Annotated in this window: 14 protein-coding genes and 1 pseudogene; 8 read left to right on the top strand and 7 right to left on the bottom strand. The window is 71.5% G+C overall.

Annotated elements, in window-relative coordinates; translation table 11 throughout:
* The first annotated feature begins 59 nt into the window (after window positions 1-59).
* The 4 genes and pseudogenes from ABD140_RS14305 to ABD140_RS14290 all read left to right on the top strand — a co-directional run bounded on the left by ABD140_RS14305 (window position 60) and on the right by ABD140_RS14290 (window position 6,684).
* Complete coding sequence (locus ABD140_RS14305; RefSeq protein WP_425544114.1) at window positions 60-4,130, top strand: HAMP domain-containing protein; 4,071 nt, start codon at window positions 60-62, stop codon at window positions 4,128-4,130.
* A gap of 3 nt (window positions 4,131-4,133) precedes the next feature.
* Window positions 4,134-4,601: pseudogene (locus ABD140_RS14300) on the top strand (response regulator); the annotation flags it as partial.
* A 50-nt stretch (window positions 4,602-4,651) separates the two neighbouring features.
* Window positions 4,652-5,731, top strand: a complete 1,080-nt coding sequence (locus ABD140_RS14295) for a DUF3616 domain-containing protein (protein ID WP_344240824.1) — start codon at window positions 4,652-4,654, stop codon at window positions 5,729-5,731.
* 29 nt (window positions 5,732-5,760) lie between these two features.
* A complete protein-coding gene (locus tag ABD140_RS14290; protein ID WP_344240822.1) occupies window positions 5,761-6,684 on the top strand; it encodes an urease accessory protein UreH domain-containing protein in 924 nt (307 codons plus the stop codon).
* 4 nt (window positions 6,685-6,688) lie between these two features.
* On the opposite strand, the gene galT is transcribed toward ABD140_RS14290, so the two are convergent.
* Together galT and gltX are read right to left on the bottom strand one after the other, a co-directional pair.
* Window positions 6,689-7,750 carry a galactose-1-phosphate uridylyltransferase gene (gene galT / locus ABD140_RS14285; protein ID WP_344240820.1) on the bottom strand — a complete coding sequence of 354 codons (1,062 nt, stop codon included), beginning with the start codon at window positions 7,748-7,750 and terminating at the stop codon, window positions 6,689-6,691.
* A gap of 38 nt (window positions 7,751-7,788) precedes the next feature.
* Window positions 7,789-9,174 carry a glutamate--tRNA ligase gene (gene gltX / locus ABD140_RS14280; protein ID WP_344240818.1) on the bottom strand — a complete coding sequence of 462 codons (1,386 nt, stop codon included), beginning with the start codon at window positions 9,172-9,174 and terminating at the stop codon, window positions 7,789-7,791.
* 104 nt (window positions 9,175-9,278) lie between these two features.
* Between gltX and ABD140_RS14275 the strand changes: the two genes are divergently transcribed.
* From ABD140_RS14275 to ABD140_RS14265, 3 genes are all read left to right on the top strand, one after another.
* Window positions 9,279-11,354, top strand: a complete 2,076-nt coding sequence (locus ABD140_RS14275; RefSeq protein WP_344240816.1) for a DUF6421 family protein — start codon at window positions 9,279-9,281, stop codon at window positions 11,352-11,354.
* 77 nt (window positions 11,355-11,431) lie between these two features.
* Window positions 11,432-12,052, top strand: a complete 621-nt coding sequence (locus ABD140_RS14270) for an SDR family NAD(P)-dependent oxidoreductase (protein WP_344240814.1) — start codon at window positions 11,432-11,434, stop codon at window positions 12,050-12,052.
* Complete coding sequence (locus ABD140_RS14265) at window positions 12,036-13,106, top strand: threonine aldolase family protein (RefSeq protein WP_344240812.1); 1,071 nt, start codon at window positions 12,036-12,038, stop codon at window positions 13,104-13,106. Before ABD140_RS14270 ends, ABD140_RS14265 begins: the two co-directional genes overlap by 17 nt.
* A gap of 6 nt (window positions 13,107-13,112) precedes the next feature.
* Here ABD140_RS14265 and narI read toward each other — a convergent pair whose 3' ends face one another.
* The 5 genes from narI to ABD140_RS14240 form a co-directional block, all read right to left on the bottom strand.
* On the bottom strand, window positions 13,113-13,895 hold the full coding sequence (gene narI / locus ABD140_RS14260; protein ID WP_344240810.1) for a respiratory nitrate reductase subunit gamma: 783 nt from the start codon (window positions 13,893-13,895) through the stop codon (window positions 13,113-13,115).
* Window positions 13,892-14,572: a nitrate reductase molybdenum cofactor assembly chaperone gene (gene narJ / locus ABD140_RS14255; RefSeq protein ID WP_344240808.1), complete on the bottom strand. Its 681-nt coding sequence runs from the start codon at window positions 14,570-14,572 to the stop codon at window positions 13,892-13,894. Before narJ ends, narI begins: the two co-directional genes overlap by 4 nt.
* Window positions 14,569-16,287, bottom strand: coding sequence for a nitrate reductase subunit beta (gene narH, locus ABD140_RS14250; protein ID WP_344240806.1), 1,719 nt, complete (start codon window positions 16,285-16,287; stop codon window positions 14,569-14,571). The genes narJ and narH overlap by 4 nt, the downstream gene beginning before the upstream one ends.
* Window positions 16,287-20,003: a nitrate reductase subunit alpha gene (locus ABD140_RS14245; RefSeq protein ID WP_344240804.1), complete on the bottom strand. Its 3,717-nt coding sequence runs from the start codon at window positions 20,001-20,003 to the stop codon at window positions 16,287-16,289. The genes narH and ABD140_RS14245 overlap by 1 nt, the downstream gene beginning before the upstream one ends.
* 69 nt (window positions 20,004-20,072) lie before the next feature.
* Window positions 20,073-21,290, bottom strand: coding sequence for an MFS transporter (locus ABD140_RS14240; protein WP_344240802.1), 1,218 nt, complete (start codon window positions 21,288-21,290; stop codon window positions 20,073-20,075).
* Between the two features lie 29 nt (window positions 21,291-21,319).
* Between ABD140_RS14240 and ABD140_RS14235 the strand changes: the two genes are divergently transcribed.
* Window positions 21,320-22,210 carry a 1-aminocyclopropane-1-carboxylate deaminase/D-cysteine desulfhydrase gene (locus tag ABD140_RS14235; protein ID WP_344240799.1) on the top strand — a complete coding sequence of 297 codons (891 nt, stop codon included), beginning with the start codon at window positions 21,320-21,322 and terminating at the stop codon, window positions 22,208-22,210.
* Window positions 22,211-22,380 lie beyond the last annotated feature (170 nt).

Raw genomic sequence — 22,380 nt, 5'->3', positions numbered from 1 at the left:
CCAGAACGATAAGCGTGAATTCTCGTCTGGACGGAAACCCACGTTACAGCGACGCCGATATGGAACCGCTGCTCCAGGCCCTGTCCAAGCTGCGCGATGGGGACTTTCGACCCAACTCCCTCGAGGGTCAGGGTGCCATAGCCACGGCGCTGCTCCTGGTGGACCAGATCCGGGAGCGGGCCTCCCACCACCACCAGGAGGCCATCCGGGTGCGCAAGGAGGTCTCGCGCGAGGGGCGGATGGACGAGCGGCTGAGCGCCGGGCCGGGTGCGGGCTCCTGGGCGGCGACCATCGATGCCGCCAACGGGTTGATGGACGCCTTCGCGGGCCCGACCGTGGCGATGGCCCAGGTGGTGGAGGCGGTCGCCTCCGGCGACCTGTCGCGCAAGGTGGAGCTGCGGGCGGACGGGCGGGCGCTGCGCGGTGACATGTTGCGGATGGCGCGGTCGGTCAACACGATGGTCGACCAGCTGGACACCTTCACCTCGCAGGTCACCCAGGTGGCCCGGGAGGTGGGCACCGAGGGCAGGCTGGGCGGCCAGGCGCCGCTGCGGGGGATGTCGGGCCGCTGGCGGGACGTGACGAGCGCGGTCAACACGATGGCGGGGCGGCTGACCGCGCAGGTCCGCGACATCGCGGTGGTGACGACGGCGGTGGCCAAGGGCGACCTGACCCGCAAGGTCACGGTGGAGGCCACGGGCGAGCTGCAGGAGCTGAAGCAGACCGTCAACACGATGGTGGACCAGCTGTCGGCCTTCGCCGACGAGGTCACCAGGGTGGCCCGAGAGGTCGGCACCGAAGGCAACCTCGGGGGGCAGGCCAACGTCCGCGGCGTCAGCGGCGTCTGGAAAGACCTCACCGACAACGTGAACAGCATGGCCTCCAACCTCACCCACCAGGTCCGCAACATCGCACAGGTGGCGACGGCGGTGGCCCGCGGCGATCTGAGCCGCAAGATCACTGTGGACGCCCAGGGCGAGATCCTGGAACTGAAGACGACCCTGAACACGATGGTGGACCAGCTTTCGGCCTTCGCCGACGAAGTGACCAGGGTGGCCCGAGAAGTCGGCACCGAAGGCAACCTCGGGGGGCAGGCCAACGTCCGCGGCGTCAGCGGCGTCTGGAAAGACCTCACCGACAACGTGAACGGCATGGCCACCAACCTCACCTACCAGGTCCGCAACATCGCACAGGTCACCACCGCCGTCGCCCACGGCGACCTGTCCAAGAAGATCACGGTGAACGCCCAGGGCGAGATCCTGGAGCTCAAGGACACCGTCAACACGATGGTCGACCAGCTGTCGGCCTTCGCCGACGAGGTCACCAGGGTGGCCCGAGAAGTCGGCACCGAAGGCAACCTCGGCGGACAAGCCAACGTCCGCGGCGTCAGCGGCGTCTGGAAAGACCTCACCGACAACGTGAACAACATGGCCTCCAACCTCACCTACCAGGTGCGCAACATCGCACAGGTGGCGACGGCGGTGGCCGAGGGCGACCTGTCCAAGAAGATCGACGTGAGTGCCAGGGGCGAGATCCTGGAGCTCAAGGACACCCTGAACACGATGGTCGACCAGCTGTCGGCCTTCGCCGACGAGGTCACCAGGGTGGCCCGAGAAGTCGGCACCGAAGGCAACCTCGGGGGGCAGGCCAACGTCCGCGGCGTCAGCGGCGTCTGGAAAGACCTCACCGACAACGTCAACGGCATGGCCACCAACCTCACCTACCAGGTCCGCAACATCGCACAGGTCACCACCGCCGTCGCCCACGGCGACCTCACCCTCAAGATCGACGTCGACGCGCGCGGCGAGATCCTGGAGCTGAAGACGACCATCAACACCATGGTCGACACCCTGTCGTCCTTCGCCTCGGAGGTCACCCGCGTGGCGCGCGAGGTGGGCAGCGAGGGCCGCCTGGGCGGCCAGGCCGAGGTCGAGGGCGTCTCGGGCACCTGGAAGAGCCTGACCGAGAGCGTGAACGAGCTGGCCTCCAACCTCACCACCCAGGTGCGGGCGATCGCCGAGGTCGCCTCCGGCGTGGCCAGCGGCGACCTCACCCGCTCCATCACCGTGGAGGCCAAGGGCGAGGTCGCCGAGCTCAAGGACAACGTCAACCTGATGGTGGCCAACCTGCGCGAGACCACGCGGGCCAACCAGGAGCAGGACTGGCTGAAGACCAACCTGGCCCGGATCGGGCAGCTCATGCAGGGCCAGCGCGACCTGGCGCAGGTCTCGCAGCTCATCATGAACGAGCTGACCCCCATGGTCGGCGCCCAGCACGGCGCGCTGTACCTGGAGGCCTACGGGGAGCTGGTGCTGACCGCCGGCTACGGGCTGGCCCGCGAGCAGGTGGGGCGGGTGCGGTTCACCGCCGGCGAGGGCCTGGTCGGCCAGGCCGCCATGGAGCGCCGCACGATCCACGTCCTGGAGGTGCCCGAGGACTACCTGAAGATCAGGTCGGGGCTCGGCGAGGCCGCTCCGGCGAGCGTGATCGTGCTGCCGATCGTCTTCGAGGACCGGGTGCTCGGCGTGATCGAGCTGGCCGGCTTCGACGGCTTCAACCCGGTGCACCTGGCGTTCTTCGACCAGTTCACCGAGACGATGGCCGTCACCATCAACGCGATCATCGCCACGACCCGCACCTCCTCGCTGCTGGAGGAGTCCCAGCGGCTCACCCGGGAGCTGCAGGAGCGTTCCGACGAGCTGCAGCGCCAGCAGGGGGAGCTGCGCCGCTCCAACACCGAGCTGGAGGACAAGGCGGCGCTGCTGGCCAAGCAGAACCGGGCGATCGAGATCCAGAACTTCCAGATAGAGCAGGCGCGGCGGGCACTGGAGGAGCGGGCCGAGCAGCTCGCGGTGTCCTCGCGCTACAAGTCGGAGTTCCTGGCGAACATGTCGCACGAGCTGCGCACGCCGCTCAACAGCCTGCTGGTGCTGGCCAAGCTGCTGTCGGAGAACACCGAGGGCAATCTGACCCCCAAGCAGGTGGAGTTCGCCCGGACCATCCACGACTCGGGCACCGACCTGCTCCAGCTCATCAACGACATCCTCGACCTGGAGAAGGTCGAGGCGGGCAAGATGGACGTCCATCCGCAGCCGCTGGAGGTGGCGACGCTGATGGACTACGTGGACGCCACGTTCCAGCCGATGGCCGCGGACAAGGGCCTGGACTTCGACGTCCGGATCGAGCCCGGCACCCCGCAGACGCTGTTCACCGACGAGCAGCGGCTCGAGCAGGTGCTGCGCAACCTGCTGTCGAACGCGGTGAAGTTCACCTCCCAGGGCAAGGCCGAGATGGTGATCGCCTCCGCCGACGCCGAGGAGGTCGCCTCCCCGGCGCTGCGGGACGCCGGCCCGCTGGTGGTGTTCCGGGTGGTCGACACCGGCATCGGCATCGGCGAGGACAAGCTGCAGCTGATCTTCGAGGCGTTCCAGCAGGCGGACGGCACCACCAGCCGCCGGTACGGCGGCACGGGCCTGGGCCTGTCGATCAGCCGCAACATCGCCCACCTGCTGGGGGGTGAGATCCAGGCCGAGAGCGTGCTGGGCGAGGGCAGCGTCTTCTCCCTCTTCCTGCCGGTGGAGTACCCGGGCGCGGGCGCCTCCGAGCACGCGGTGCCGGGCCTGCCGGAGCTCCCGGAGCTGCCGGATCTGCCATCCCTGCCACAGCCGCACACGCCGGTCGTGGACGACCTGTCGCCGGCGGCGGAGTCCGACGAGCCGCCCGCCGAGCACCTCGACCGGATCCTGTCGGGGCGCAAGGTCCTGGTCGTCGACGACGACGTGCGCAACGTGTTCGCGCTCACCAGCGTGCTGGAGGGCTACGGCATGGACGTGCTGTACGCCGAGGACGGGCAGGCCGGCATCGACCTGCTGCAGCGCAACCCCGATGTCGCGATCGTCCTGATGGATGTGATGATGCCGGGTCTGGATGGCTATGCCACCACCGAGGCGATCCGGAACATGCCCCAGTTCGCCGAACTGCCCATCATCATGATCACGGCCAAGGTGATGCAGGGAGACCGGGAGGCGGGCCTGGAGGCCGGCGCCTCGGACTACGTCGCCAAGCCGGTGGACATCGACCACCTGCTCAGCGTCATGCGCACCTGGCTCCAGCACCCGGAGGTGGACTGAACGATGGACGACAAGGTGAAGATCCTGCTCGTGGACGACCGCGAGGAGAACCTCATCGCCCTCGAGGCCATCCTCAGCTCGCTGGACCAGGAGCTGGTGCGCGCCCGGTCCGGGGAGGAGGCGCTCAAGGCGCTGCTCACCGACGAGTACGCGGTGATCCTGCTGGACGTGGTGATGCCGGGCATGGACGGCTTCGAGACCGCCCGCGACATCAAGCGACGCAAGAAGACGCGCAACATCCCGATCATCTTCCTCACCGCGCTCAACAGCGACCCCGACTACGCCTTCCGCGGGTACGCCGCGGGCGCCGTCGACTTCATCGCCAAGCCGTTCGACCCGTGGGTGCTGCGGGCCAAGGTGTCGGTGTTCGTGGACCTGTACAACAAGAACAAGCAGCTGGAGCGGCAGGCCGTGCTGATCCGGGAGCAGGCCGAGCAGTTGCGCGAGCAGGCCGAGCTGTTGCGGGAACGCGGCCTGCGGACCGGCGAGAAAGCCTGAAACATGTGCCACCATCTGGGGCTATGTTCGTCGAACGACAGATCGAGTTGCTCTTTGACCCGCTGAGCCGCGAGGCCCAGACCCATGTGAACCTCTCGGCGGTGCGCAGGGAGGGACGCTGCCTGTGGGTGGCCGGTGACGAGACCGCCACCATCGAGCGGCTCACCGAGACGCACGACGCCGACGGGGCGCTCACCGGCTATGCCGGCCAGGTGACCTACCGGCTCGCCGACTTCGTCGATCTGCCCGCCGGGCCCGACGAGGAGGCCGACATCGAGGGGCTGGCCAGCGCGGACGGCTGGCTGTGGGCGATCGGCTCGCACAGCCTGAAACGCAAGCGCGTCAAGGCCGAGCACTCCGGCCGCAAGTCCCGCCGCCGCCTGGCGACGGTCGTGCGCGAGGAGAACCGCTACATCCTGGTGCGGCTGCCGCTGGAGGAGGGCCCCGACGGGCTCCCCGTGCCGGTCCGCACGGCCGCCGACGGACGCACCGCCGCGGTGCTGGGCGGGCGCGGCGACTCCGTCGCCGACCTGCTGCGCGACGATCCGCACCTCGCGCCGTTCCTGTCGGTCCCCTCCAAGGACAACGGCGTGGACATCGAGGGCCTGGCCGTGCACGGCGACCGGCTGTACGTGGGGTTCCGCGGGCCCGTGCTGCGCGGCTGGGCCGCGATGGTGGAGATCTGGCCCGAGACCGATCCGGACGACCCGCACCGGCTGCGGCTGCGCGCTCTCAACGGGACGCGCTACCACTCGCACTTCCTGGACCTGCGCGGTCTGGGGATCCGCGACCTGTGCCCCGACGGCGACGACCTGCTCGTCCTGGCGGGCCCGTCGATGGCGTTGAGCGGTCCGGTGCGCCTGTTCCGCTGGGTGGACGCGGTGAAGTGCGACGCGCCGGAGTTCGTGCACGACCTCGTCCACGTCGGCGAACTGCCGCACGGCGACGGGGAGGATCACGCCGAGGGCATCGTGGTGGTGGACGGCCGGCTGCTGGTGGTCTACGACAGCCCCGCCGAGTCCCGCCACACTCCCGGCGGCGGCATGCTCGCCGATCTCCTCCGCTTCCCGGGGAGGGATGACCTCACCTTCCAGAACGGGTGATCTCCCCGCGTTCCGGGCACTGACCAGGCGTGAGCGCCGCGACCTCCTTCGTGACCGGCACGGGCATGGGCCTGCTCGCGGGCCTCACCACCTGCGCCGCCCTGCACACCGGGCTGCTGGCCGGCCTGGCCGGCCGCCCCGGCGGCACGACGCGGCTCGTCGCGTCTTTCCTCACCGGCAAGCTCGCCGCCCACACCGCGCTGGGCGCCCTCCTGGGCGGGGTGGGCGCGGCGGTCCAGCCGGGTCCGCTGCCGCGCGCCCTCCTGCTGGCGGTCGCCGCCGTGGTCCTGGCCGTCTTCGCCCTGCGCCTGGTCCGGCCCCGCGCCCCCGAGCACGCCTGCCCGCGGCCCTCCCGGTTCGGCAGTCCCGCGCTGGTCGGCGCGGCCACCGTCCTGGTGCCCTGCGGCATCACGCTCTCGGCCGAGCTGCTGGCCGTCGCCTCGCGCTCTCCCTGGACGGGCGCGGCCGTCATGGCGGGCTTCGTCCTGGGCACCGCCCCCGCCACCGGCGTCCTGGGCGCCGGCGCCGCCCTGCTGCGCGGCCTGCCCGCCCGCCTCCTCGGCGTGGCGCTGCTGGGCGTCGCCGCCTGGACGATGCTCGGCGCCCTGCGCCTGGGCGGCTGGCTCCCCGACCGGGCGCCGGCCTCCCCCGCCGTCGACGCCCGCTTCGTCGCCACCGACGCCTCCGGCGTCCAGACCGTCACCGTCCACGTCCTGGACGGCGGCTACCGCCCCGCCCTCCTGTCGGCCCGCGCGGGCGTCACGACGGTCCTGACACTCGTCACCCGGGACACCACCGGCTGCACCACCGCCTTCACCCTCCCCGACCGCAACGTCTCCCGGGTGCTTCCGAAGACCGGGCGGACCCGCGTCGAGCTGGGCGTCCCCGCCCCCGGCCGCCTCCGCTTCGTCTGCGCCGCGGGCCACTACTCCGGCTCCGTCACCTTCCGGTGATCCGTCACCTTCCGGTGAAGGGCGGCAGGGCGTCCCGGAGCATCTGCGCCGCGGTCTCCGGGGCGACGTCGTTGATGAAGACGCCCATGGCGGACTCGGAGGCGGCGAGGTACTTGAGCTTGCCGGGGGCCCGGCGGATGGAGAAGAGCTGGAGGTGCAGGCGGAAGGAGTCGCGCGCCTCGTTGACGGGCGCCTGGAACCAGCCGGCGATGTAGGGCATGGGCAGGTCGAAGAGGGCGTCGAAGCGGCGGAGGACGTCCAGGTACAGGGGTGCGAAGGCGTCGCGTTCGGCGTCCGTCAGGGCGGGCAGGTCGGGGATCTGGCGGTGCGGGTAGAAGTGGACCTCGAAGGGCCAGCGGGCGGCGCGCGGGACGAAGGCCGTCCAGTGGTCGTTGGCGGCGACCACCCGCTCGTCGGTCTGCTCGCGCATCAGGCGGTAGGCGAAGTGGCCCGGGTCGCGCTCCAGGGAGGTGAGGATCTGGCGGACGGCCGGCGGGACGAAGGGGTAGCCGTAGATCTGGCCGTGCGGGTGGGAGAGGGTGACGCCGATCTCCGCTCCCCGGTTCTCGAAGGGGAAGACCTGCTCGACGCCGGGCATCGCGGTCAGCGCCTCGGTGCGGGCCGCCCACACGTCCAGGACGAGGCGGACGTCCCGGGGGCCCAGGTCGGCGAAGGAGCCCTCGTGGTCGGAGGTGAAGCACATGACCTCGGCGCGGCCCTCGCCCGGCCGGATCCCGGGCAGCACCCGGCCCTCGTCCGTCCGGTCGCTGAAGGAGGGGAAGCGGTTCTCGAAGGTCACCACGCGGTACGGCCCGGGGATCTCCGAGCGGAAGTCCGGGGTGGACGGGCACAGCGGGCAGCGGTCGCTGGGCGGCTGGAAGGTGCGCCCCTGCCGGTGGGCGGCGATCACGACCCACTCGCCGCGCAGCCCGTCGAAGCGCAGCTCCGACGCCGGCGGCGGGGGCGGGAGCTCACGAAGGTCCTCGCCCTCCCGGAGCGGGTCGTCCGGCAGGTCGAAGTAGATGAGCTCCCGGCCGTCCGCCAGCCGGATCGGAGTACTCCGCATAAAAGGGATCTTTCCCTACTTTCCCCAAAGAGAACTGCTCAGGAGGTCAAGCGTGCCCGCGCCGCGGCGATGCGGGCCAGGGTGCGCTCGCGGCCGAGCACCTCCAGGGACTCGAACAGCGGCAGGCCCACGGTGCGGCCGGTGACGGCGACCCGCACCGGCGCCTGGGCCTTGCCGAGCTTGAGGCCGAAGCGGCCGCCGACCTCCTCCAGCCGGTTCTTCAGCTCCTCGGCGGTCCAGGGCGCCTCGCGGTACGCCTCCTCGGCGGCGGCCAGCAGTTCGGCGGCGGGCTCCTTCATGCCCTTGTTCCAGGACTGCTCGTCGAAGACCGGCTCGTCCAGGAAGGCGAAGTCCAGCAGGTCGTGCAGCTCCGACAGGACCGCCACCCGGGTCTGGGCGAGCTCGGCGAGCTCGGCGAAGACCTTGCGGTCCCAGGCCGGGTCGAGGTAGCTGTCGCTCTCGGCGATGAACCTCTCCAGCGGCAGCGCCCGGATGTACTCGCCGTTGATGGCGCGCAGCTTCTTGACGTCGAAGAACGCCGGGGAGGTGTTGACGTTCGCGAGGCTGAACTCGGCGACCATCTCCTCCCACGGCACGATCTCGCGGTCGCCTCCGGGCGCCCAGCCCAGCAGCATCAGGTAGTTGACCATGGCGTCGGCCAGGTAGCCCTCGGCCTGGTAGTCCTCCAGCGCCACCTTGTCGCGGCGCTTGGACAGCTTCTGGCGCTTCTCGTTGACGATCACCGGCACGTGCGCCCAGACCGGCGGGGCCGCGCCCAGCGCCTCCCACAGCAGCTGCTGCTTGGGGGTGTTGGACAGGTGCTCGTCGCCGCGCACGACCTGGCTGATGCGCATCTCGATGTCGTCGACGACGTTGGCGAGGATGAACAGCGGCGAGCCGTCGCTGCGGGCGATCGCGAAGTCCTCCATCGCGGCGTTGGGGAACTCCACCCGGCCGCGGATCTCGTCCTGGACGACCGTGGCGCCCTCGTCGGGGGTGCGGAAGCGCACCAGGCCCTCGGCCAGGCCGCGCTCGCGGCAGTGGCCGTCGTAGCCGCGGTTGGGGTCGCCGGTGCGGGCGATGACCTGCTGGCGGTCGCAGTCGCAGTGGTAGGCGCGGCCCTGCTCCAGCAGCCCGGCCACCGCGGCGCGCTGCTGGGCGTCCTGGTCGGACTGCATGAGCGGGCCCTCGAAGTGGGAGGAGTCCTTGTTGATGCCGATCCAGGCGAGCGCGGAGATGATGCCCTCGGTCCATTCGGGCCGGTTGCGGTTGGCGTCGGTGTCCTCGATCCGCAGGACGAAGGTGCCGCCGGTCTGCTGGGCGATCGCCCAGTTGAACAGGGCCGACCGGGCGCCCCCGACGTGGAACATCCCGGTGGGGGAAGGAGCGAAGCGTACGCGGATCTCGGAAGACGCAGATGACATGGAGCAAGCCTAGCGGCGCCCATGACAAACAGAAGAACATTTCGAGTGTTAGGCTTTTTGCCATAAATTTTTCAGTGATGGAGCGATCTTCCGGGAGGTTTGCCGTGAAGGGCTTTGCACAGGTGCTGTTCGACGAGGCGCATCGGGAGGCCTGGAGCATCCGGCCCGAGCAGGTGCGCGTGATGAACCCGGGCCACCCCGCCGACGCGGGCTACATCCGCGCGGCCGGGCTGCTGCGCGCGGCCGGGCACCGGGTCGACGCCCACACCGCCGGCCCCCTGGACGCCGCGGCGCTGGAGGGCCGCGACGTCCTGGTGATTGCCCATCCCTCGGAGGACCGCTGGGAGCGCACCACCGGCCTGGGCGAGCCCCGCCTCGCCCCGGCCGAACTGGACGCGGTCGAGGCGTTCGTGCGCGCCGGAGGCGGGCTCGTCGTCCTGGCCGAGTGCGAGCAGGACAAGTACGGGACCAACCTGGACGAACTGCTGGACCGATTCGGGATCGGGATCTGGAACGGAACGGTCCAGGACCCCCGGAGCAACCACCGGGACGTCGCCCACTGGGTGATGGCCGAGCCGCAGGAGCCCGGCGGCCCGGAGGACCCGCTGGCCGGGATCCGGGACGTCTGCTTCTACCGGGCGGGCGCCCTGCGCGCGCCCGACGGGGGTTCGGTGCTGCTGCGCTCCGCGGCGACCGCCGACCCCGCCGGAGCGCCCCTGGCCGTCGCCGTGGCGGCGGGCGAGGGCAGGGTCGCGGTGTTCGCCGACTCCGACCTCTTCGGCGACGACTCGATCGACGAGCACGACCACGCCGAGCTGTGGCGGAGCCTCGTCACCTGGGCGGCGGGCGCGCCCCGCGAGAGCGCCGGCGCCGTCGGCCCCTCCCCCGCCCTGGCCCACCCGGCCTGGGCCGAGCTGCGGGACTCCGTCGAGCAGCTGCGGCCCCTGCAGGCCGCGGACGGCTCCGTTCCCGAGAGCGAGCGGACCCGCGTCGCCAAGCTCCTCGACCGCGTCGTCGCCTGCGTCGAGGACCTCTCCCCGCTCTTCCCGCACGACGCCGCATACCTCGCGGCCGCCGCCGCGGACCTGCGCCGCTGGTCGGCCGAGGGCCTGGGCGTCCCGGACTTCCTGGACTCCCTGCAAGCCTTCCAGCCGCAGCTGCGGCGCGAGGACGGCCTGGAGCACCTCGTCGTCTTCCCCATGTACACCCAGAACGGCAATCCTGCCCGCAACCTGGAGGCCGTGCTGTGCCGGGTGGTGTGGCCGGACTGGCTGGCGCGGCTGGAGGCCGACCGCTACGACAACCCGATGTTCGTGCCGCTGGCCTTCACCGACTTCACCTCCGGCTACGACACCGACTCGGCGGTGCTGTTCCCCGAGACCGTCGCGGTGCGCGAGACGCCGCCGCGCTTCACCTGGGGCGGGATCTTCTGCGACCGGGAGGCCGCCCGGTTCCGCCGGGTGTGCGGCGCGGCCGCCGAGACCCTCCGGCTGCCGCTGCCCCCGGACGCCGCGCGGCTGCTGGCCTCCCAGCAGCTGGCGCAGGACACGTTCGCGCTGTGGGACCTGGTCCACGACCGCACGCACAGCCACGGCGAGCTGCCGTTCGACCCGTTCATGATCAAGCAGCGGATGCCGTACTGGCTGTACTCCCTGGAGGAGCTGCGCTGCGACCTGAACACCTTCCGCGAGGCCACCCGCCTGACGGACGTGCCGCACGCCCGGCTGCTGCAGTACGCGATCCTCTTCGACCGGCTGTTCCGGTTCCCGATCACCGGGCCCCGGGTGCGCAACTACGATGGCCTGGGCGGTCAGCTCCTGTTCGCCCACCTGCACCGGAACCATGTGGTCCGCTGGTCCGACAACCGGCTGACGATCGACTGGCAGCGCCTGCCCGAAGCCGTCGTCGCCCTGTGCGAGGAGGTCGAGGCGCTGTACCGCGAGGGCATCGACCGGCCCAAGCTCGCGCACTGGCTGGCCGCGCACGCGCTGGTCGCCCGGTACGTCGAGCCGCATCCGGCCTCCCGGTGGGCGCAGGGGGTGCGGGAGCTGCCGACCGGGGAGCCGCCGAAGGCATGGGTGGACGCCGTGCTGCCGGACGAGTTCCCGCTGAGCATGTTCTACGAGGCCCTGGCCAAGCGGCTGGGTGAGGTCATCGAGTCCACGAAGGGGATCAGGTGACCGCAGCGAAGCGAGGATCATCTGATCCCCTTACGGGGGCCCGGGGGTCGTCCCCCGGACGAAAGGGCGCGAGCGGCGTGAAGACGATCGTGGTGGCGGGGGCGGGCGGCGCGGCCGGGCCTCCCGCGGTGCGGGCGCTGGCCGAGGCCGGGCACAGGGTCATCGCCCTGGACGTGCGGGAGACCGAATGGGAGCACCCGAACGTCGTCGGGAAGGCGATCGACCTGCTGGACTTCGACGCGGTGCGGGCGCTGGCGGCCGGGCTCGGCCCGGTGGACGGCCTGGTGCACCTGGTCGGCGGCTGGCGCGGCGGCAGGACCTTCGCCGAGACGAAGCTCGCGGATTGGGCCTTCCTGCACGACATGCTGATCCGCACCCTCCAGCACACCACCCTGGCCCTGGAGTTCGCCGACGGCGCCCGCGTGGCCATCGTCTCCCAGACGGGCGTGCGCCACCCCGGCCAGGGGAACGCCGCCTACGCCGCCGCCAAGGCCGCCTCCGAGGCTTGGACGCTCGCGCTCGCCGACTCCTTCACCGGCACCCGGAGCGCCGCGGTCGTCCTCGTGGTCAAGGCCCTGGCCACCGGGGAGCCCCGGCCCGGCTGGACGCCGGTGGACGAGCTCGCCTCGAAGATCGTGGAACTGTGGGACACGCCCGCCACCGAACTGAACGGAACCCGCCTTGACCTCACCGTCTGAACCGTTTGAGCCCCTGCACGACCCCGCCTCCCGCGGCTTCGCCAGCGACAACTACGCCGGGATCCACCCCGAGGCCATGGCCGCGATGGCCGCCGCCAACGGCGGCCACCAGACGGCGTACGGCGACGACGTCTACACCGCCCGGCTCCAGGAGGTCTTCCAGCGCCACTTCGGCTCCGACGCCCAGGCCTTCCCGGTGTTCAACGGCACCGGCGCCAACGTGGTGGGCCTGTCGGCGATGACCCGGCGCTGGTCGGCGGTGATCGCCGCGGAGAGCGCGCACATCAACGTCGACGAGTGCGGCGCCCCCGAGAAGGTCGCCGGCATCAAGCTCCTGACCGTGCCGACCCCCGACGGCAAGCTGACGCCCGAGCTGGTGGACCGGCAGGCCTGGGGCTGGGGCGACGAGCACCGCGCCCAGCCGCACGTGGTGTCGCTGACCCAGAGCACCGAGCTGGGCACCGTCTACGAGCCCGGGGAGATCCGGGCGCTGGCCGACCACGCGCACGAGCGCGGCATGCTGGTGCACCTGGACGGCTCCCGGCTGGCCAACGCCGCCGCCTCGCTGGGCGTCGCGATGCGGGAGTTCACCACCGACGCCGGGGTGGACGTGCTGTCGTTCGGCGGCACCAAGAACGGCCTGATGCTCGGCGAGGCCGTGGTCGTGCTGAACCCCGGGCTCGCGCCGTCGCTGAAGTACCTGCGCAAGTCGGCCATGCAGCTGGCCTCCAAGATGCGGTTCGTCTCCGCCCAGCTCCTGGCTCTGCTGGAGGACGACCTGTGGCTGCGCAACGCCCGGCACGCCAACGCCATGGCCGCGCGGCTGGCCGACGGCGTCCGCGGCCTGCCCGGACTGGAGATCACCCGGCCCGTCCAGGCCAACGCGGTCTTCGCCGTGCTGCCCGCGGACGTCACCGAGCGGCTGCAGAAGCGCTTCCGCTTCTACACCTGGGACCAGCACACCGGTGAGGTCCGCTGGATGACCGCGTTCGACACCACGGAGGAGGACGTGGACGTCTTCGCGGCGGCGATCACGGCGGACCTCACCGGCTGATCCCCGTCAGGTGGTGCGCTCCCACCCCCGGCGGGGAGTCCGGCTGCCCAGCTGCTCGTCCCTGCTGCGGTAGACGATGTAGGGCCGGGTCAGGTAGCCGATCGGCGCGGTGAGCATGTGCACCAGGCGCGTGAACGGCCAGATCATGAACAGGGCCAGGGCGCTGAGGGCGTGCAGGTGGAACAGCACCGGCGCGCCCATCATCAGCTCCGGCTTCGGCTGGAGCAGGTACACCGACCGGAACCAGGGCGAGACGCTCTCCCGGTAGTTGTAGCCGCCGTCGACGATGTTGGCCACGACGGTGGCCGACAGGCCGAGCACGATCACCGCGGTCAGGAAGACGTACATCATCTTGTCGTTGCGGGTGGTGGCCGAGAACACCGGGCCGACGGTGCGCCGCCGGTAGATGAGGATGGCCAGGCCGCCGAGGGTGCAGACCCCGGCGACGGTGCCGAGCACGACGGCGACGATGTGGTAGGTGTGCTCGCTGATCCCGGCGGCCTCCGTCCAGCTCTCGGGGATGAGCAGGCCGCCGACGTGGCCGAGCAGCACGACGAGGATGCCGAAGTGGAACAGCGGGCTGCCGATGCGCAGCAGGCGGTTCTCGTACAGCTGGGACGAGCGGGTCGTCCAGCCGAACTTGTCGTAGCGGTAGCGCCAGATGTGGCCGAGGACGAACACCACGATGGTCACGTACGGCAGGACCACCCACAGCAGGATGTCCCAGCCGCCGGGCTCGGCGGGCGCCGGTGCGGCGAGTGCCGCCGGGGCGGTGAGGTAGGAGGTCATGCTCGTGCTCCTGGAGAGAGGCCGGCGGCCGTGCGGACGCGGGGTTCGGGCAGCAGGACCGGCCCGCCGTAGGTCTGGGTGCCGACCTCCTCCTCGGGCGGCCCCTCGGCGGCCAGGCGGCGGACCGCCTCGTGGTCGTCGCCGCTCAGCGGCGGCAGGGTGGCCGAGACCGCCTGGAGCACCGCGCTCCACGGGGAGCGCGCCTCGGTCAGCGCCAGGCGCAGCAGTTCGAGCCCGGCCCGGTGGCCGGTCAGCAGCCGGTGCCCGGCCTCGGGGTCGGCGGTGGCGGCGAACTCCAGGACGACCGAGAGGTGGTCGGGCAGCTCCCCGTCGTCCAGGTCGAGCCCCGCCTCGCGGTAGGCGGTCTTGAACCGCAGCAGCGCCTTGCCGCGTTCGCGGGTGTCGCCGTAGGCGTAGTACGTCAGGTAGAGGCAGCACCGCTTGCGGTGGTCGAAGGTGGCGACGTAGTCGGCCGCCAAGGCGGCGGGCGGCGTGGCGTCGAGGTGGTCGAGGAAGCGGCCCAGCGGTCCCCCCGTGGCGTCGGGCAGCTCGGCCGCGGCGCGGCGCAGCAGCGGGCGCAGCGCCAGGAGGCGGTCGTCGGGGTAGCCGAGCAGCAGGGATGCCGCCTGCCACGTGATGGTGCGCTCCTCCCGGGTGAGCGCGCGTCCCGTCTTCACGGCTTGGGCTCCGTTCTGCCGGCGCCGGAGTCGGCGGGCGGGTTGGCGTCTCCGGGGCCGGGGGCGCCGGTCCGCTCGGGGAAGAGCCCCGGCGGCACGCCCTTGCCGTCCCAGTTGAGGAGGTTGACGCGGCTGCTCTTGTCGGCGGGATCGGTGATCCGGTCGGCGGTCTGCCGCTGCTTGAGCATGTGGAAGTTCTCCACCGCGATCGGCGGGGCGCCGCCGGAGGACTCGCCGAACGGGCCGCCGCCGCCCATGCCGGGGCCGCCCTCGTAGTCGAGGCTGCACTCGGTGGCGAGCTCCTCCAGCCGGTGCGCCTGTTCGGCGTGGGCGGGCGGGATGACGTACCGCTCGTCGTACTTGGCCAGCGCCAGGAGCCGGTACATGTCGTAGACGTCCTCGCCGGTCATGCCGACCCGCTCGGGGATCGACTCGTCGGCGTCGCGGCCGAGGTTGATGTCGCGCATGTAGGAGCGCATCGCCGCCAGCCGCCGCAGGACGGCGTCGACGGGCGCGGTGTCGCCGGCGGTGAACAGCTCGGCGAGGTACTCCACGGGGATGCGCAGCGCCTCGATCGCGGCGAAGAGGTTGCCGCCGTCCTCGGCGTCGTGGCCGGTGTCGCGCACCACGTCCACGACCGGCGACAGGGGCGGGATGTACCAGACCATGGGCAGCGTCCGGTACTCCGGGTGCAGGGGCAGCGCCACCTTGAACCGGTTGATCAGCGCGTACACGGGCGAGCGCTGAGCCGCCTCGATCCAGTCCCGCGGGATGCCGGCCCGCTCGGCCTCAGCGGCGACCGCGGGGTCGTTCGGGTCGAGGAAGACCTGGCGCTGCGCCTCGTACAGGTCGGTCTCGTCCGGCGTGGCTGCGGCTTCGAGCACCTTGTCGGCGTCGTAGAGCACCAGGCCGATGTAGCGCAGCCGTCCCACGCAGGTCTCGGAGCAGACCGTGGGGATGCCGACCTCGATCCGGGGGAAGCAGAAGGTGCACTTCTCGGCCTTGCCGGTGCGGTGGTTGAAGTAGATCTTCTTGTACGGGCAGCCGGTCACGCACATCCGCCAGCCGCGGCAGCGGTCCTGGTCGACCAGGACGATGCCGTCCTCGGTGCGCTTGTAGATCGCGCCGGACGGGCAGGAGGCCGCGCAGCTGGGGTTGAGGCAGTGCTCGCAGATGCGCGGCAGGTAGAACATGAAGGTCTTGTCGAACTCCAGCTTCACCTTCTCGGAGATCTCCGCCAGGACCGGGTCCTGGGCGCCGTACTGCGGCATGCCGCCCAGGTCGTCGTCCCAGTTGGCCGACCAGGAGATCTTCATGTCCTCGCCGGTGATCAGCGACTTGGGCCGGGCGACGGGCGTGTGCTCCTGCAGCGGCGCGTTGGTGAGCGTCTCGTAGTCGTAGGTCCAGGGCTGGTAGTAGTCGTCCAGGGACGGCAGCTTGGGGTTGGAGAAGATCGTGAGCAGCTTGCGCAGCCGCCCGCCGGCCTTCAGCGCCAGCCTGCCGCGCCGGTTGAGGGTCCAGCCGCCGCGCCAGGCCTCCTGGTCCTCGTAGCGGCGGGGGTAGCCCTGGCCCGGCCGGGTCTCGACGTTGTTGAACCACACGTACTCGACGCCGCTGCGGTTGGTCCACGCCTGCTTGCAGGTGACCGAGCAGGTGTGGCAGCCGATGCACTTGTCGAGGTTCATCACCATCGCCATCTGCGCCATGACCCGCATCAGTACGTCACCTCCTGGGAGCGGCGGCGGATCACGGTGACCTCGTCGCGCTGGTTGCCGGTGGGGCCCAGGTAGTTGAAGGCGAACGACAGCTGGGCGTATCCACCGATGAGGTGGCTGGGCTTGACCAGCAGCCGGGTCAGCGAGTTGTGGATGCCGCCGCGCCGCCCCGTGGTCTCGGTGCGGGGCACGTCGATGAGCCGGTCCTGGGCGTGGTGCATGTAGACGGTGCCCTCGGGCATGCGGTGCGAGACGATCGCTCGGGCGACCACGACGCCGTTGCGGTTGACCGCCTCGATCCAGTCGTTGTCCGACACCCCGATCTTGGCGGCGTCCCTGTCGCTCATCCAGATCGTCGGGCCGCCGCGCGACAGGGACAGCATGAACAGGTTGTCCTGGTACTCGGAGTGGATGGACCACTTGTTGTGCGGGGTCAGGTAGCGCACCGAGATGCCCAGCTCGCCGTTCTCGCCGATGCGCGGCTCGCCGAACAGCGCCTGCATGTTCAGCGGGGGCCGGAACACCGGGAGCTGCTCGCCCAGCTCGGTCATCCAGTCGTGGTCGAGGAAGAAGTGCTGGCGCCCGGTGAGGGTGTGCCAGGGCTTGAGGCGCTCCACGTTGATGGTGAACGGCGAGTAGCGGCGCCCGCCCGTCTCCGACCCCGACCACTCGGGCGAGGTGATGACGGGGACGGGCTGGGCCTGGGTGTCGGTGAAGGTGATGTGCTTGCCCTCGTTCTCGGCGGCCAGGTCCGCCAGCCGGGTGCCCGTGCGCCGCTCCAGCGTGCGGAAGCCCTGGGTTGCCAGGTGCCCGTTGGTGCTGCCGGAGAAGGTGAGGATCATCTCGCAGGCGTGGACGTCCCTGCGCAGCGCGGGCCGCCCGTCGGCGGGGCCGCCCCGGACGGTGCCGTTCTTGCCGCGCAGGTACTCCAGCTCGCGGGTCAGGTCGAACGTGACGCCCTTGGTGGTGGCGCCGAGCTCGTCGGCCAGCGGCCCGATCGACGCCATCTTCGCCGCGACCGCCCCGTAGTCGCGCTCCACCACGACGAGCTTGGGCATCGTGGCGCCCGGGACCGGCTCGCACTCCCCCTCGGCCCAGTCGGCGACCTTCCCGTGCGGGACGGCCATCTCGTCGGGTGTGTCGTGCAGCAGCGGCATCGCGACGAGGTCCTTGCGCACCCCGAGATGGGTGGCGGCGAGCCTGCTGAACGAGGCGGCGATGGTCTGGAAGGCGTCCCAGTCGGTGCGGGTCTGCCACGGCGGGGCGATGGCGGGGCTGAAGGCGTGCACGAACGGGTGCATGTCGGTGCTGCTGAGGTCGTGCTTCTCGTACCAGGTGGCGGCGGGCAGCACGACGTCGGAGTAGATGGTGGTGCTGGTCATCCGGAAGTCCAGGGTGAGCAGCAGGTCGAGCTTGCCGGTGGGCGCCTCCTCGCGCCAGACGACCTCCTTGGGGCGCAGGCCGGGCGGCGCCTCATTCGCGCGGAGGTTGGAGTCGGTGCCCAGCAGGTGCTTGAGGAAGTACTCGTTGCCCTTGGCCGAGGAGCCGAGCAGGTTGGCCCGCCAGATCGTCAGGACGCGGGGGAAGTTCTCCGGCGCGTCGGGGTCCTGGCAGGCGAACTTCAGCCGCCCGGCCTTCAGCTCCTCGGGAACATACTCCCCGGCGGAGCGGCCCGAGGCGGCGATCTCGTCGGCCAGGTCCAGCGGGTTGCGGTCGAAGGTCGGGTAGGAGGGCATCCAGCCGAGCCGCGCCGACTGGGCGATGACGTCGGCGGTGGTGCGGCCCGCCATCTTCCCCGTGGAGGTGGCGGCCGACAGGGTCTCGGCGGTGAACGGGTCGTAGCGGAACTGGTCGGTGTGCAGGTACCAGTAGGCGGCCTGGATCATCTGGCGGGGCGGGCGCGTCCAGTCCAGCGCCGAGGCCAGCTGCGCCCACCCGGTCACCGGGCGGCACTTCTCCTGGCCGACGTAGTGGGCCCAGCCGCCGCCGTTCACGCCCTGGCAGCCCGTCAGCGTGGTCAGGGCCAGGAAGGCCCGGTAGATGGTGTCGGAGTGGAACCAGTGGTTGGTGCCCGCGCCCATGACGATCATGGAGCGGCCGCGGGACTCCTCGGCGTTGGCGGCGAACTCCCGGCCGATGCGGGCGGCCGCCTGCGCCGGGACGCCGGTGAACGTCTCCTGCCAGGCGGGGGTGCAGCCCTCCTCGGCGTCGTCGTAGCCGGTCGGCCAGCGGCCGGGCAGGCCGTCGCGGCGCACCCCGTACTGGGCGAGGGTCAGGTCGTAGACGGTGGTGACCAGGTGCCCGCCGACCCGGCGCACCGGCACGCCGCGCCGCAGCAGGCCCGGGGAGCCGTCGAGGGTGTCGAAGCGCGGGAGGTCGATCTCCACCGGCGCCTCGCCGCCGCCCTCGGCGCTCAGCAGCGGGTCGGCGTCGCCCAGGTCCAGGTTCCAGCGGCCTTCGCCCGCCTGGCCGTAGCGGAAGCCCAGCGAGCCGTTGGGGACCAGCGGCCTGCCGGTGGCCGAGTCCAGCAGGACGGTCTTGAACGCGGCGTTCTCGGCCTGCGCCTCGGCTCCCGGCAGGTCGGCGGCGGTGAGGAACTTGGCGGGGACGTAGGCGTCGCCCGCGGCGTTGGGCTCCAGCCGGACCAGGAACGGCAGGTCGGTGTAGCGCTTGGTGTAGTCGATGAAGTAGGGCGTCGCCCGGTCGACGAAGAACTCCTTGAGGATCACGTGGCCCATCGCCATGGCCAGCGCCCCGTCGGTGCCGGGGCGGGCCGGCAGCCACTCGTCGGCGAACTTGACGTTGTCGGCGTAGTCGGGCGAGACCGCGATGACCTTCTGGCCCCGGTAGCGGGCCTCGGCCATCCAGTGCGCGTCGGGCGTGCGGGTCACCGGCAGGTTGGAGCCCCACATGATCAGGTAGGCGGCGTCCCACCAGTCTCCGGACTCGGGCACGTCGGTCTGGTCGCCGAACACCTGCGGTGAGGCGACCGGAAGGTCGGCGTACCAGTCGTAGAACGACAGCATGGAGCCGCCGATGAGGGAGGTGAACCGCGCGCCCGCGGCGTGCGAGACCATCGACATCGCCGGAATCGGGGAGAAGCCGGCGACGCGGTCGGGCCCGAACTCCTTGATGGTGTGCACGTGGGCGGCGGCGACCAGCTCCACGGCCTCCTCCCAGGTGGCCCGCACCAGGCCGCCCTTGCCGCGCACCGACTTGTAGCGGCGCGCCTTCTCCGGGTCGGAGACGATCTCCTCCCAGGCCAGCACCGGGTCACCCGTGCGGGCCTTCGCCTCCCGGTACATCTCCAGCAGCACGCCGCGCACGTACGGGTAGCGCACCCGGGTCGGCGAGTAGGTGTACCAGGAGAAGGCCGCGCCGCGCGGGCAGCCGCGGGGCTCGTACTCGGGGCGGTCGGCGCCCACCGACGGGTAGTCGGTCTGCTGGGCCTCCCAGGTGATGATGCCGTCCTTGACGTAGACCTTCCACGAGCAGGAGCCCGTGCAGTTCACGCCGTGGGTGGAGCGGACCACCTTGTCGTAGGACCAGCGGTCGCGGTAGAAGGTGTCGGCCTCGCGGCCGCCCTTCTTGTACATGGCCCGCAGGTCGGGGGAGACCTCCGAACGGGTGAAGAACCGGCGGGTGCCCACCAGCGCCTGGACCAGCGGGCCGTCCAGCTCGGGACTTTCCGCCCTGGATCCGGTCTCGGTGCTCATCTGTCGCCTTCCTGGGACGTCCTCGAAGGCGTCCTCTCCGTGCTGCTGTCGGTTCTTCCGCGGGTCTGCTCAGACGGGCGCCGCCTCGGTGCGCCGCCGCGCCACGTTCCGCCGCACCGCCGTGGCGGTGAAGGCCGCCCCGGCGGCCGCGACCAGGCACAGCAGCGCCAGGCCCAGGGCGTAGCCGCCGTAGGCGCTGTAGATCGCGCCCATCACCAGGGGCGGGACGAAGCCGCCGAGCCCGCCGGCGGCGCCCACCACCCCGGTGACCGAGCCGACCTTGTCCTGCGGGGCCAGCAGGGCCACGAGCGCGAACACCGCGCCGCTCCCGGCGCCCAGGGCCGCGGCCATCGTCAGGAACGCCAGGGTCCCCAGCGGCATGAGGGGCGGGGTGAAGGCCTGCAGGGCGGCGCCCGCGGCCACGACGGCCAGGCTGACGGCCAGGACGCGCACCGCGCCGAGCCGGTCGGACAGCCAGCCGCCCAGCGGGCGCATCAGCACCGCGAGCACCACGAAGCCGGCCATCCGGTTGGCGGCGTCGGCCTGCTCCAGGTCGTACGCCGACTTCAGGTAGGTCGGCAGGTACACCGAGAAGGCGACGTAGCCGCCGAAGGCGATGGCGTACAGCGCCGACGCCTGCCAGGTGACCGGGAGCCGCAGGGTCTGGGCCAGGCGGCCCAGGGCCGAACCGGTGGGCGCCCGGCGGCCGGGCGCCTCGCGCAGCACCAGGAAGGAGACCACGGCGTAGACCGCCAGCAGCACGGCGGTCAGCACGAACGGCATCGCCATGCCCGACATGTCGACCAGCCGCACCGTGGTGAGCGCGCTGATCGCGGTGCCGCCCATGCCCATGCCGAAGATCCCGATCGCCAGGCCCCGCCGCTCCGGCGGGAACCACGCGTTGACGAACGGGACGCCGACGGCGAAGATCGTGCCGCCCACGCCGAGGAAGAACCCGCCGACCAGCAGCGCCGCGAAGGAGTCGTGGCCGAGCAGGCCGAGGTAGAGCACCGGGACGATGGTCACCGCCGAGACCAGCGGGAACATCACCCGGCCGCCGAACCTGTCGGTCAGCGCGCCCACCGGGATGCGGCCCAGCGAGCCCACGATCACCGGGACCGCCACCAGCAGCGCCTGCTCCAGCGCGCTCAGCCCCAGGTCCTCCTGGAAGCGGGGGCCCAGCGGGCTGAGCAGCGCCCAGGCCCAGAAGTTCACCGCGAACCCCACGGTCGCGACCACCAGCATCGGTACGGGACGGCCGCCCGCTTCGGTGTTCCGCGCGCTCATGACACCACGTCCGTCCGTCGGCCGTCCTGATGCAGATCTTGATCCCCTGCCACCGGGCGAAGAAAACCGGCGCCGCGGCTAATCTGGGGCGGGTGGAGCTCCTCCTGCCCTCTCCCCTGGTCGAGATCGCCGACGAGCGGCTCGGCGGCGTGCGGCTGCTCCTCAAGCGGGACGACCTCATCCACCCGGAGCTGCCCGGCAACAAGTGGCGCAAGCTCAAGTACAACCTGGAGGCCGCCGCCTCGCAGGGGCACGACACCCTGCTGACGTTCGGCGGCGCCTACTCCAACCACATCCGGGCGACGGCCGCCGCCGGGCACCGCTTCGGGTTCGGCACGGTCGGCGTCATCCGGGGCGAGGAGCACCTGCCGCTCAATCCCGTCCTGGCGTTCGCGGTGTCGCGGGGCATGCGGCTGGAGTACGTCTCGCGCACCGCCTACCGCGACAAGCCCGTTCCCCCGGGGCGCTTCTACGTCCTGCCCGAGGGCGGTTCCAACGCCCTGGCCGTGCGGGGCTGCGCCGAGCTCGCGGCGGAGATCACCGAGCCGTACGACGTGCTGTGCTGCCCCGTGGGCACCGGCGGCACGCTGGCGGGCCTGGCGCTGGGCCTGCGCGCGGGGGCGCGGGCGATGGGCTTCTCGGTGCTCAAGGGCGGGGGCTTCCTGCGGGACGAGGTGGCCCGTCTGCAGCGGGAGCACGGCGGCGAGAGCTCCGCGTGGGCGGTGCGGACGGAGTTCCACTTCGGCGGCTACGCCCGCCGCACGCCCGAGCTCGACGCCTTCGTCGCGGACTTCGCCGCGCGCCACGGCGTCCGCCTCGATCCGGTGTACACCGGGAAGATGCTCTGCGGGCTCTACACCATGGTGCGGCGGGGCTGCTTCCCGCCGGGCACCCGGATCGTCGCGGTCATCACCGGCTAGTTCCGTTCGTTCCGTGCGGGGGAGCAATCGCATGGTTCGATCTTCGAGCCGGGCGACATGCCGGACTTAGAGTCGATGGTCCTTTCCCTTGCGGTCCACAGTCCCGGTGATCTTCGTGTTTTCCCCTTTCCGGAAACAGGTAGGAGAGGAACACGGAGAGTGAGCGCGCG

Origin of the sequence: Actinocorallia libanotica, assembly GCF_039525175.1 — a bacterium.
Lineage (GTDB): Bacteria > Actinomycetota > Actinomycetes > Streptosporangiales > Streptosporangiaceae > Actinocorallia > Actinocorallia libanotica.
This window is presented reverse-complemented; position numbering and strand designations above follow the sequence as displayed.

Bases quoted from the DNA above. Each gene is read 5' to 3' on its own strand.
- narH (WP_344240806.1), bottom strand. From the start codon at position 16,287: ATGCGGGTCATGGCGCAGATGGCGATGGTGATGAACCTCGACAAGTGC.
- ABD140_RS14240 (WP_344240802.1), bottom strand. From the start codon at position 21,290: ATGAGCGCGCGGAACACCGAAGCGGGCGGCCGTCCCGTACCGATGCTG.
- ABD140_RS14235 (WP_344240799.1), top strand. From the start codon at position 21,320: ATGCAGATCTTGATCCCCTGCCACCGGGCGAAGAAAACCGGCGCCGCG.
- ABD140_RS14295 (WP_344240824.1), top strand. From the start codon at position 4,652: ATGTTCGTCGAACGACAGATCGAGTTGCTCTTTGACCCGCTGAGCCGC.
- galT (WP_344240820.1), bottom strand. From the start codon at position 7,750: ATGCGGAGTACTCCGATCCGGCTGGCGGACGGCCGGGAGCTCATCTAC.
- narI (WP_344240810.1), bottom strand. From the start codon at position 13,895: ATGACCTCCTACCTCACCGCCCCGGCGGCACTCGCCGCACCGGCGCCC.
- ABD140_RS14245 (WP_344240804.1), bottom strand. From the start codon at position 20,003: ATGAGCACCGAGACCGGATCCAGGGCGGAAAGTCCCGAGCTGGACGGC.
- gltX (WP_344240818.1), bottom strand. From the start codon at position 9,174: ATGTCATCTGCGTCTTCCGAGATCCGCGTACGCTTCGCTCCTTCCCCC.
- ABD140_RS14305 (WP_425544114.1), top strand. From the start codon at position 60: ATGGAACCGCTGCTCCAGGCCCTGTCCAAGCTGCGCGATGGGGACTTT.